Source organism: Flavobacterium sp., assembly GCF_024710485.1.
Lineage (GTDB): Bacteria > Bacteroidota > Bacteroidia > Flavobacteriales > Flavobacteriaceae > Flavobacterium.
Window position 1 is genome coordinate 27,681 of sequence record NZ_JANJUQ010000033.1, and the last position, 11,900, is coordinate 39,580.

Consider the following 11,900-nt stretch of genomic DNA (forward strand, 5'->3'; position numbering starts at 1 on the left):
TAAGTTAAAGATTGAGAACCCCCCCAAAGCTTTAAAATTAGAACCTATAACGATTTTAGAAATTAAGTTTCATTCCGTCAGAGATGTTATTGATGCCATCGGTTACAATAACAGTATTAGGTTCAATTCCGCTTAGAATTTCGGTTACGTTATCCGAAGATTTTCCGGTAGTAACGATTACTTTTTTAGCGGTTCCGGTTTTGCCGTTGCTGTTTTCTACGGTATAAATGAATTTGTCTCCGTTGCCGTCTTCCTGAATGATTCCGGTTGGTACCACAGTTGCTTCTTTGTTCACGTAATCGATGATTTTTAACTTCGCTACCTGATTCGGTCTCAATAAGTTTTCCGGATTTGGAACGCTAACTTCAATGCCGAAACTACGGTTATTCGGGTTGATGAAGTTTCCAATTTGACGTACTTTCCCTTTATAGGTTTTTCCTAAAGAAGACAAGAATACATCTACTTCGGTGCCGATTTTTAATTTTCCGATATACGATTCAGGCACTGTGGTGGAAACATACATATTGCTTAAGTTAACAATACGCATTAATCCTTGTTGGCTAGGTGCTACCACTTCGCCTTTTTCTACAAACACTTCGTCGATGGTTCCGGTAAACGGCGCGCGGATAACGGTTTTCGCTAATTGTGCTTTGATTTGTGCTACCGCTTTTTGAGCAGAAACCATTTGAGTCTGCGCTTGTAAGTACTGAATTTCAGAACCGATTTTTTTGTCCCAAAGGTTTTTTTGTCTTTCAAAAGTGGTTTTAGCTAAGGCGTATTGGTTTTCGGCACTGGCCAATTGTTGACTCATTCCGGCATCGTCTACGCGACCTAAGATTTGACCTTTGGAAACTTTTTGTCCGGCTTTTACCATTAGTGAGGTTAAAGTTCCGCTGTATTCCGGTTGGATTAGGATATTTTCTTTAGTGTCAACACTTCCTTGAATATCCAAATAGTGTGTAAATACAGTGTCTTTAACCGTTTGTACGGCTACTAAGGCTTCTTCTTTTTTCACATCTAAAGTCGCTAACGCTTCTTCAATTTTAGCAATTTCTCCCTGTAAAGCTGTTTTTTTGGCTTGTAAAGCCGTTACGTTTTTCGACGCAATCAGTTGGTCAACAGTTTGGGCGTTTTCTTTGTTTCCGCAAGCGTAAAATACTACAGCTAAAAGGGAAATTATTACAGTCTTCTTCATGTTGGTATGGATTAGTTTTTATTGATGATTTTTTCTAAAGTTGCTTTTTTATTGATGATGTTCACCATCGACTGCAGGTAATTTTGTTGTGCAGTGTACAATTGTCTTTGGGCTTCACTGAAGTCGAAACTGGAGGATAAACCTTCGGCAAATTTGATTTGTTGCTTTTTTTCGATACGCTCGGCCAAGTTCAAATTACTTTTAGAAGTGGCATATTCTTCGATGCTGAATTCAAAATCGCTTTTGGCTTTTTCGTATTGTAATTTCAGTTGTTGCTCGGTTGCGGTCAGTTGTGTTTTGGCTTTTTCCAAGGCAATTTTAGCTTGCTGTGTTCGTGCGCTTCTGCCAAAGCTGCTGAAAATAGGAACATTCAAGCTTACACCCAAATTAGAGTAGTTGAGCCATTGCTGGTTTTTTTGAAAAAAAACAAATTGATTGTTGAAAGCGTTGTATCCAAAATTCAGATTAGCAGCTAGTGACGGTAAGGCTTTGCTTCTTTCCAATTTTAATTCTAAGCTTTTTTGCTCCTGAAAGTTGGAAGCCATTAAGTAGTCGATGTTATTGGTTACAGAGAACTCACTTTGACCGAAAGCCAAATCTAAGTTAGAGCTCGAAAGGCTGTCTAATTTATCGGTTAACGTCACTTCCGAATTGATGTCGATGCCTAAAGTGAACTTCAACATTTTATTTGCTACATCCAATAATCTTTTGGTATTGTTCAGATTACTGTTGATAGTAGCCAAGGTAATTTGAAGTTGTTCTACATTTTCTTCTTCGATTAAACCGTTTTTATAGGTTTGCTCGGTATCGAATAAGGTTTTAGTTAATGTAGCTTTGTTTTTCTCTAAAATACTGATGCTCTCTTGCGCCAATAATACATTGCCGTAAGCATTAATAACCATTTCTCGGATTTCGGAATTGGTTTTTACTTTGGCATTTTCATAATATTTTAAGTACGTTTTTGACGCCTGTAGCGCCACAATGTAGGAGCCGTCAAAAATGAGTTGGCTCAAATTGGAACGCGCCGTCATATTGTGTTTGGTACCGAAAGCTACGGTAGCGAATTCGCCCGGATTTCCTCCGAAAAATTCCGCCGGAACTACCGATTTTTGCAATTCAAAGTTGTGTTGGTAATCTAGTCCGGCATTAATTTGAGGTAAACCGGCCGCTGTAGTTTCCCATTTTTTTTGTTTGGCCACATCAATATCTCTATTGGCGTTGATAGCCGAATAGTTATTTTGAATGGCGTGATCTATAGCCTGTTGCAGACTAAAGGAATAGCTCTCTTTTTGGTCTTGGGCATAAAGACTGCTGGTAAGCAAGAGCAGGGTTAGCATGACATGTTTTTTCATGGATTGATGATTATTGATTAGAAAGTAAGTGTTTTTCGAGTTCTTTAATGCCGTTTGGTGTTGCGATGGCTCGGGTATGGTATTCGAGTGCTTTGAGTTCGAGTTCGTGAGCGTCTTTTTCCATAACGGTATTTTCATTGATAGAAAAAATTAAGGTGTAATAAAATTTCACTGCTGCTTCGATATCGGTTTCTTTTCGGTATAAACCTTCGGCAATTCCTTTTTCAATGTTGCGGCGGAACATCTGACTGCAATCTTCAATTTCATTGGCAATCATTTTTTCGTAGATTTCAGGATAATGCTTTTTAAGTTGGTAAGCCGGTGAATGATCAAAAGATTGGAACATTTGTTTGAACATTTCAAGCAATTGGAAATTTTCGGCGATGGCGTTATGGTTTTGTGCCATTACTTCATCCATCATGGCGTGAATTTTTTGGTGAACCACTTCAGTGCCTTCTTCAATCAGTTTTTCTTTGTTGCTGAAATATTTGTAAATCGTTTTTTTGGAAATACACATTTCACAAGCAATATCATCCATAGTCACACTCTTGAAGCCTAACTTCAAGAACATATCCGTTGCTTTTTTGATGATTTTATCTTTCATGAGAATTGAAAAATTGAGGTGCAAAAATAAATTGGAAACTTTTAACACTAAAATAGTTTCCTAAGTATTAACTAAAATTTAACATTAATGATTTTCTTGTCTCTATTACCGGTTTTTCGGGCGAATAATCATGCGCAACGATGAATTTTTAGTAAAATAGGCTAATGCCCAATGGTATAGTGTGTTGACTTTGTTTCTGGGCATGGATAGCGACATTAAATGGACGAATAACCAAGCGAGCCAAGCCAGAAAACCGTTAAAGTGTAATTTGGGTTTCGGAATATCTACCACGGCTTTGTTTCTTCCAATGATGGCCATCGAGCCTTTATCATTGTATTGAAATGGTTTTTGTGGTTTGTTGGCCGAAAGCAGCATCAAATTTTTAGCTAAATTTCGTCCTTGTTGCATGGCTGGTTGTGCCACTTGCGGATGGCCGTTGGGGAAGTTTTTGTCACTTAGCATCAAGGCTGTGTCGCCTAAGGCATAAATGTTTTCAGTTCCGATGATTTTATTAAACTCATCCACCAACAAGCGATTGCCTCTGCCGAACATTTCATCAGATAAACCATTGAATCGCATAGCAGTTACTCCGGCTGCCCAAATGAGATTGCGACTTTTTAGAAGGGTTCCGTCTTTAAATTGAACCGTTTGTCCGTCATAATCTACCACCTGTTTGTTCAGCATTACTTCAACACCTAATTTTTTGATTTGTTTAAAGGTTTCATCCTGAGAATCTTTGCTCATTGGCGACAACAGAGCCGAACCACCATCAACCAAATAGATTTTCGCATTTTTTACGTTGGTTAATTCCGGGTATTCTTTTTGGATAATGGTTTTGCTCATTTCGGCAAACATACCGGATAATTCTACTCCGGTTGGTCCGCCGCCGGCTACCACTATTGTCATCAATTCTTCTTGTTCTTGTAAATGGTTTGAATTGGCAGCATCTTCAGTTCTTTGCAGCATGATGTTTCTCATGTTGAGGGCATCCTCCAAAGTTTTCATCGGAATGGCATTTTTTTTCACACCTTCCATGCCAAAGTAGTTGGTTGTTGTTCCGGTTGCTATGACTAAATAATCATAAGATAGCTCGCCGTTACTTAAAATCACTTTGTTTTCATGACTGACAATTTCGGTTAATTCGCCCATCCAAAAGCGAATGTTTTTCGAACCTGATAACATTTTTCGGAACGGATAACTAATGGACGAGATTTCTAAAAAACCGGTGGCCACCTGATAGAGCAAAGGCGGGAAAAAGTTATAGTTTATTTTGTCAACCAGCGTAAGTTCAAACGCATCATTGTTGGCTAATGCTTTGGCGAAATTCAATCCGGCAAATCCGCCGCCTATTATAACTATTCTTTTTTTCATAACAGATTGGTTTAAGGTTTAACCGGCTGTGAAATAAAAGCTGGCAGTAATGTTGATGAATTGGTTAGCCGAAGAACTCTTGTACTCCACCTCATTGTTCATGTTTAAATCGAAATCCTGACGTTTTATTTTTCCGAACATTTCAAACAAAACTTTGTCGGTGTTGTCTTGATTTTCCATCGGAATAATTTTGGCTTCAAATTCGACGATGTTGGTTCGATCATTTATGGTCAAGTAGCCTTTTAAAAAGTTAATTTCAAGGCTGACTTTTTCAAACGAAAAGGATTTGAAATAAATGCTGTGTTTTTGCTTGATATCCAGAAAGCGATTGGTTTTTTGTGGCTTGCTTAAGTGTTTTATAACACCGTTGTTCTCGTCGGCTTCAAAACGCAGTTCCAAAGAAGCATGAGTTAGTTCATTATTGGTCAGTGTTATTTCTCCTTTAATATCATCAATATTGTCAGCCAAGAAAGTCATTACACTTTTTTTAGCTCTTAACAAAAGGTCTGTTGCTGTTGCATCCAGATTTAGTATTTTAGTTGTCATAAACCGATAGTCAAAAATTCAATGCAAATGTAGTAATGGAAACTTTAAACACTAAAATAGTTTCCAAAGTATTAACGTAAATTTAACATTCGTTAAAAAAGGCCTTTTTTGTAAAGCCGTCAGAATAGCCTAAATTAGCCCGCTGAGTCTCAAAGCCGAAACTCTCCAATTGTAAGAAACAAAATCATTTTATGCGCGCTATATCCGACTATCAGGACATTATTCACTCCCACTTTAAGGCACTACAATTAAACAAAGAGCCTAATAATTTATACGAACCGATTCGTTACATTTTGTCACTTGGAGGAAAAAGATTGCGACCGGTACTGACTTTAATGGCTGCAGAAGTGTTTGATGCCGATTCTCAAAAAGCAATGCCGGCAGCCACTGCAGTGGAAGTATTCCATAATTTTTCGTTGATACACGATGACATTATGGATGATGCGCCTTTACGAAGAGGAAATGAAACCGTTCACGAAAAATGGGATTTGAACACCGGCATACTTTCCGGCGACGCGATGCTGATTTTGGCCTATCAGTTTTTTGAAAATTACGAGCCAAAAGTCTTTAGAGATTTGGCCAAGTTGTTCAGCAAAACCGCTTTAGAAGTTTGCGAAGGCCAACAATACGATGTTGATTTCGAAACGCGAGACGATGTGACCATTCCGGAATACTTGAAAATGATTGAATACAAAACTGCGGTTTTAGTCGCTGCTGCCATGAAAATGGGGGCGATTGTAGCCGAAACTTCAACCGAAAATGCGGACGCTATTTACGATTTCGGATTAAATTTGGGCATTGCTTTTCAATTGCAAGACGATTATTTAGACGCTTTTGGTAATCCGGAAACTTTTGGAAAACAAGTAGGTGGTGATATCATCGAAAACAAGAAAACATATTTATACCTCAAAGCCTTAGAGTTTTCCAAAGCCGAAGAAAAAGAGCAATTGTTGCATTTGTTTTCCATTCATCCAACTGATAATACGGATAAAATTCAGTCGGTGAAACAAATTTTTACCCAAACCGGAGCCGATGTCGCTACCCAAAAAGCCATACAAGATTTTACTGAGAAAGCTTTTCAAACATTGGATGCAATGCTCATCAGCGAAGATAAAAAAGTGGTCTTAAAGGCATTTGGCAATAAGTTGATGAGTAGAAACGTTTAGATTGATGATTGAAGATTAGTGATGTTAGAATTGCTATATTTGTTAAACGTTAATCTTTCTGCTATCATTAATCGTTAATCATAAATCAACTTGTTTGTAGCACCCATCAATACCGATTTATTGCTTTCGGAAGCCGAAAAAGAAAACCTATATGCCAAACTCATTGAGCAACTCAATAAGGATTTCAATTTTGCGAACGAAGCGATTGATTTTCCGCAAAGTACTACGCCATATGAATTGAAAGTGCAATTGCACGAAAAAATCTATCGTTTGATTCAGTACAAATACACTGAATTGCTCAATTTGCTCTATATCATCGATGTTCCGGAAGAAAACATCAAACAACTGCAAGGCATGGATACGGCTGAGCTGTCCGAGCAAATTGCCTACTTAATTTTGAGAAGAGAGTGGATGAAAGTTTGGTTTAGAAACCGGTATTAAAATTTCTTCAAGAGCATATTCACCAAGCCATTGACAATCCCGCTTCCTAAATCACTAGCGCCATTTGGATTGAAAGCATCAATTCTTGTTCCGTCAAAATTATAGATTGGAAACGATTTGGTATTGGTTAAATAATATTTGTCGCTCACATTGACGTAATGATCATTCATCCGAGTTATCGGATTGTAAACCACAACCAAATAGCGGTCGCTGAAATTATTACTACTGGCAAGATTCCAACGCAATGAAATGTTTTTGCCATTGAAAGTTGGAGAAGATGAGGGAAAAGGACTGTTAGTCTTTCCCAAAACCAACGAAACCGGCTGTTGTGAAAATCCTACAGCGCTGAACAATAAAAACGAAAGGTATAAAAGCGGTTTCATGACTTAAAAATAAACCCTGATAAACGGCATCAACGCATCGCCATACAAATCCTTGTCTTTATCAAAAAGCAAATTGAATCGCGCGCCAATCGTAACATTGTCCGCACGATAACCGCCGCCAATATACAAACCGGTATTCCAAAAACTGCGTTTCACGTTGTCGTATAAATCGGTGTAAGTAGTGTTTACATGTACTTGTTCTAATTCTAAGGAAAGCTGAATTTCTTCAATAGGATTGTAAAGCCCGATGAGACTGGCGCCAATCACATTTGAGGCGTAAAAGTTTTTCTGTTTCAAACGGCTGTATTGCAAACCGGTACCTAACGCAAAGTGTTCGTTGAAATTGTAAATGGCACTGGGAGCAATCGTAATATCTGTAAAATCATTCCCGATGGCTAATCCGAATCCGCCACCAAATTGCACATGGTCCCAAAAACTTTCGGTTTCCGCTTTGGGCAAATTTTGTTCTTGTGAAAATCCCTTATTCGAAACTGTCAAAAACAGTAGAAATAGCCATAATTTCCCTAGTGTTTTTAATCTATTCATTTGCATAGCAATGTGTATATTTATTTAGCGTTATAAATGTACTAAAAACATTGAAAGATTATTACAAATGTCATACTTTTGCAATTGATTTTCTAATACTAAGAATATTTACAGCTAAAATCATGGATAGGTTTTCCTTTTTAAACGCAGCACACACCGAATTTTTTGCCGATTTATACGAACAATACCTTCAAAATCCCGATAGCGTAGAGCCAAGTTGGAGAGCCTTTTTTCAAGGGTTTGACTTCGGGATGACCACCTACAATGAAGAGCAAGCCGAAGGTCAAGTGACCTTTGCTTCAAACAACAATCAAGATTGTAGTATCGTTTCCGATAAATTGCAAAAAGAATTTAACGTATTACGACTAATTGACGGTTACAGGACTCGTGGCCATTTGTTCACCCAAACCAATCCGGTGCGCGAAAGGAGAGTATATGAACCTAATTTAGATATTGAAAATTTTGGCCTGACAGCTGCAGACATGGATACCGTGTTTGACGCAGCCAAAATTTTAGGAAAACAACCTTCCACCTTAAAACAAATTTTAGTGCATCTGAAAAGCATGTATTGCGAACACATTGGTATCGAATACATGCACATGGAAAACCCAATTTATGTGAATTGGGTACAGGAGCGTATCAATAAAAACGACAATCAACCCGAATTTAATGCCGACCAAAAGAAACATATTTTGGGTAAATTAAATGAAGCGGTTTCCTTTGAAAACTTCTTGCACACCAAGTATGTAGGACAAAAACGTTTCTCTTTAGAAGGTGGTGAAAGTATTATCCCGGCGTTGGATGCGGTAATTGAAGCGGCAGCCGAAAGAGGAGTGGAGCATTTTGTAATGGGAATGGCGCACCGCGGTCGTTTGAATACATTGGCGAACATCTTCGGAAAACCAACCCAAGACATTTTCTCTGAATTCGACGGCAAAGATTACGACAAAGAGTATTTCGACGGCGACGTAAAATACCACTTAGGATTAACCTCCGAAAGAAAAACCCAATCCGGTAAAAAAATCAACATCAACTTGGCGCCGAATCCTTCGCACTTGGAAACTGTTGGTGCTGTGATTGAAGGAATTACTCGTGCCAAACAAGACAAATACTTCCCGGACGATTTCTCCAAAGTATTACCTATCGCCGTGCACGGGGATGCCGCAGTAGCCGGACAAGGAATCGTATACGAAATTGTGCAAATGGCCCAACTAGACGGATACAAAACCGGAGGAACCATTCATATTGTAATTAACAACCAAGTAGGTTTTACGACCAACTATTTAGACGCGCGTTCGTCAACCTATTGTACCGATATTGCTAAAGTGACCTTGTCACCGGTATTACACGTTAATGCGGATAATGCTGAGGCAGTAGTGCACGCGATGTTATTCGCTTTAGATTTCCGTATGCAATTCGGAAGAGACGTATTCATCGATTTGTTAGGCTACAGAAAATACGGCCACAATGAAGGTGATGAGCCTCGTTTTACCCAGCCGTTGTTGTACAAATTAATCGCTCGTCACAAAAATCCGAGAGATATTTATGCTGAAAAATTAATCACTGCCGGTATTGTAGATGCAGCGTATGTGACCAAAATAGAAAATGAGTACAAAGCCAAACTCGACGAAAATTTACAGGCTTCCCGTAAAAAGGATTTGACCATCATCAAGCCATTTTTACAAGACGCTTGGGAAGGATTTGAACAGGTTTCGGTAGAAGAAATGTTGAAAAAGTTCGACACTACTTTCGATAAAAAGAAATTAGACGCCATCTTGGAAACTATTTCTACTTTACCGACCGACAAAAAATTTATCAGCAAGATTACCAAGATCGTTACTGATAGAAAAACCATGTATGATAACGACGCCATCGATTGGGGAACTGCCGAGGCTTTAGCTTATGGTTCGTTACTTACCGAAGGTTACGATATTCGTTTGTCGGGTCAAGATGTGGAAAGAGGAACATTCTCTCACCGTCATGCAGTGGTAAAAGTAGAAGACAGCGAGGAAGAGGTAATCTTATTGAATGCATTAAAAGATAAAAAAGGAAAGTTCAACGTTTTCAACTCGTTCCTTTCTGAATACGGTGTTTTAGGATTTGACTATGGTTATGCCTTAGCCAATCCGAATGCCTTGACCATTTGGGAAGCACAGTTCGGAGATTTCTCTAACGGTGCCCAAATCATGATTGACCAATACATTTCTTGTGGCGAAGACAAATGGAACAACCAAAACGGTATCGTATTGTTATTGCCTCACGGATACGAAGGACAAGGTGCCGAACACTCGTCAGCGCGTATGGAGCGTTACTTGCAGTTGTGTGCTAAGCACAATATGTACGTAGCCGATTGTACTACGCCGGCCAACTTCTTCCACTTGTTGCGTCGTCAAATGAAGACCAAATTCCGCAAACCGTTGGTGGTATTCTCTCCAAAAAGTTTGTTGCGTCACCCATTGTGCGTTTCGACTCGTGAAGAATTGTACAACGGTCAATTCCAAGAAGTAATTGATGATGCGTCAATCGATAAGAAAAAAGTAAAAACCTTAGTCTTCTGTACCGGAAAATTCTATTACGATATTTTAGCCGAAAGAGAAAACTTAGACAGAAATGACGTAGCTTTGGTTCGCATTGAGCAATTGTTTCCGTTACCGACAGAGCAATTAAAAGCCGTTATTGCTAGTTATCCGAATGCCGACGATTTTGTTTGGGCACAGGAAGAACCAAAAAATATGGGTGCTTACAGCTATATGTTGATGAATTTCGACCTAGTGCCATGGCGTTTAGCTTCGTTAAAAGCCTATGCCGCACCGGCTGCCGGAAGTCATACACGTGACAGAAGACGTCATGCAGATGCGATTAGAATGGTATTCGATAAGAATTTATTTAGATAATTAGGCGCTTAATCCCGCTTTCCGCAGTATCTTTTTTGTCACCCCGAGCGCAGTCGAGAGGCAATGGATAAAAAAGGATACTTGCTGCACACGAACGAAGTGACTGCCGCAGGAATCGGGGCTAAAAATAAAGTAGAAAACAACACTATAAAATTATAAAAGATGATTTTAGAAATGAAAGTCCCTTCACCGGGAGAATCGATTAAAGAAGTAGAAATTGCAACTTGGTTAGTACAAGACGGCGATTATGTTGAAAAAGACCAAGCCATCGCTGAGGTAGATTCAGATAAAGCAACTTTAGAGTTACCGGCAGAAGCCAGCGGAATTATCACGCTAAAAGCCTCTGAAGGTGACGCAGTAGCGGTTGGCGCAGTAGTTTGTTTAATCGATACCAGTGCTGCTAAACCAAGTGGTGCCGCTCCGGCAGCAGTTGAAGTTAAAGCTGAAGCACCAAAAGCTGAAACGCCTAAAAAAGAAGAAGTAAAAGCAGCTCCGGCTCCGGCCACTACTTATGCGGCTCAAGCACCTTCTCCGGCAGCTCGTAAAATATTAGAAGAAAAGAACATCCAACCAACGGATATAGTAGGTACCGGAAAAGGCGGACGCATTACTAAAGAAGATGCAGTAAACGCTGTACCATCAATGGGAACACCAACAGGAGGTAACCGTGGTACCGAAAGAACCAAATTGTCGATGTTGCGTCGTAAAGTAGCGGAAAGATTAGTTTCGGCTAAAAACGAAACAGCTATGTTGACTACGTTCAACGAGGTGGACATGACCAATATCTACGCGTTACGCGACCAATACAAAGAGGAATTCAAAGCCAAACACGGTTTAGGCTTAGGCTTTATGTCGTTCTTCACTAAAGCGGTTACTCGTGCGTTACAATTATATCCGGATGTGAACTCAATGATTGACGGTCAAGAGAAAATATCTTTTGATTTCTGCGATATCTCCGTAGCGGTTTCAGGACCTAAAGGGTTAATGGTTCCGGTAATGAGAAATGCCGAAACATTATCATTCAGAGGTGTAGAAGCGGAAATCAAGCGTTTGGCCTTAAGAGCCCGTGACGGACAAATCACCGTAGATGAAATGACCGGCGGAACGTTTACCATTTCTAATGGTGGTGTTTTCGGAAGTATGTTATCTACGCCAATTATCAATCCACCGCAATCGGGTATTTTAGGAATGCACAACGTAGTGGAAAGAGCTATTGTTAGAAACGGACAAATCGTGATTGCTCCGGTAATGTACGTGGCTTTATCGTATGATCACAGAATCATAGACGGACGTGAGTCGGTTGGATTCTTGGTAGCGGTAAAAGAAGCCTTGGAAAATCCGGTAGAAATTTTGATGAATAACAACCCTAAGAAAGCTTTAGAGCTATAGGGTTTCTACCTGC

11 protein-coding genes are annotated in these 11,900 nt (G+C 39.4%); 4 read left to right on the forward strand and 7 right to left on the reverse strand.

The genetic code is table 11. The features are described 5' to 3' along the window. Window positions 1-55 precede the first annotated feature (55 nt). The 5 genes from Q0M21_RS08930 to Q0M21_RS08950 form a co-directional block, all read right to left on the reverse strand. Complete coding sequence (locus Q0M21_RS08930) at window positions 56-1,195, reverse strand: efflux RND transporter periplasmic adaptor subunit (RefSeq protein WP_295337253.1); 1,140 nt, start codon at window positions 1,193-1,195, stop codon at window positions 56-58. A gap of 11 nt (window positions 1,196-1,206) precedes the next feature. Next, entirely contained in the window at window positions 1,207-2,547 is a 1,341-nt protein-coding gene (locus Q0M21_RS08935; protein WP_295337256.1) for a TolC family protein, read from the reverse strand. A 10-nt stretch (window positions 2,548-2,557) separates the two neighbouring features. Further along, window positions 2,558-3,151: a TetR/AcrR family transcriptional regulator gene (locus tag Q0M21_RS08940; RefSeq protein ID WP_295337259.1), complete on the reverse strand. Its 594-nt coding sequence runs from the start codon at window positions 3,149-3,151 to the stop codon at window positions 2,558-2,560. A gap of 105 nt (window positions 3,152-3,256) precedes the next feature. Next, entirely contained in the window at window positions 3,257-4,522 is a 1,266-nt protein-coding gene (locus tag Q0M21_RS08945; protein WP_295337263.1) for an NAD(P)/FAD-dependent oxidoreductase, read from the reverse strand. An 18-nt stretch (window positions 4,523-4,540) separates the two neighbouring features. Next, window positions 4,541-5,068 carry a YceI family protein gene (locus Q0M21_RS08950; RefSeq protein WP_295337264.1) on the reverse strand — a complete coding sequence of 176 codons (528 nt, stop codon included), beginning with the start codon at window positions 5,066-5,068 and terminating at the stop codon, window positions 4,541-4,543. Window positions 5,069-5,259: 191 nt separating this feature from the next. On the opposite strand from Q0M21_RS08950, the gene Q0M21_RS08955 reads away from it, so the two are divergent. Next, window positions 5,260-6,234 carry a polyprenyl synthetase family protein gene (locus tag Q0M21_RS08955; protein ID WP_295337268.1) on the forward strand — a complete coding sequence of 325 codons (975 nt, stop codon included), beginning with the start codon at window positions 5,260-5,262 and terminating at the stop codon, window positions 6,232-6,234. A gap of 90 nt (window positions 6,235-6,324) precedes the next feature. Then, the gene (locus Q0M21_RS08960; protein ID WP_295337270.1) at window positions 6,325-6,675 is read left to right on the forward strand and encodes a hypothetical protein; all 351 of its coding nucleotides are present in this window, start codon (window positions 6,325-6,327) and stop codon (window positions 6,673-6,675) included. Here Q0M21_RS08960 and Q0M21_RS08965 read toward each other — a convergent pair. Both Q0M21_RS08965 and Q0M21_RS08970 read right to left on the reverse strand, forming a co-directional pair. Then, a complete protein-coding gene (locus Q0M21_RS08965) occupies window positions 6,672-7,058 on the reverse strand; it encodes a hypothetical protein (protein WP_295337273.1) in 387 nt (128 codons plus the stop codon). The two genes, Q0M21_RS08960 and Q0M21_RS08965, sit on opposite strands and share 4 nt — an antisense overlap. Before the next feature lie 3 nt (window positions 7,059-7,061). Next, a complete protein-coding gene (locus Q0M21_RS08970; RefSeq protein WP_295337276.1) occupies window positions 7,062-7,604 on the reverse strand; it encodes a hypothetical protein in 543 nt (180 codons plus the stop codon). 122 nt (window positions 7,605-7,726) lie between these two features. Between Q0M21_RS08970 and Q0M21_RS08975 the strand changes: the two genes are divergently transcribed. Then, entirely contained in the window at window positions 7,727-10,498 is a 2,772-nt protein-coding gene (locus tag Q0M21_RS08975; RefSeq protein ID WP_295337279.1) for a 2-oxoglutarate dehydrogenase E1 component, read from the forward strand. A gap of 162 nt (window positions 10,499-10,660) precedes the next feature. Then, window positions 10,661-11,887 carry a 2-oxoglutarate dehydrogenase complex dihydrolipoyllysine-residue succinyltransferase gene (odhB, locus tag Q0M21_RS08980; protein ID WP_295337281.1) on the forward strand — a complete coding sequence of 409 codons (1,227 nt, stop codon included), beginning with the start codon at window positions 10,661-10,663 and terminating at the stop codon, window positions 11,885-11,887. Window positions 11,888-11,900: the final 13 nt, after the last annotated feature.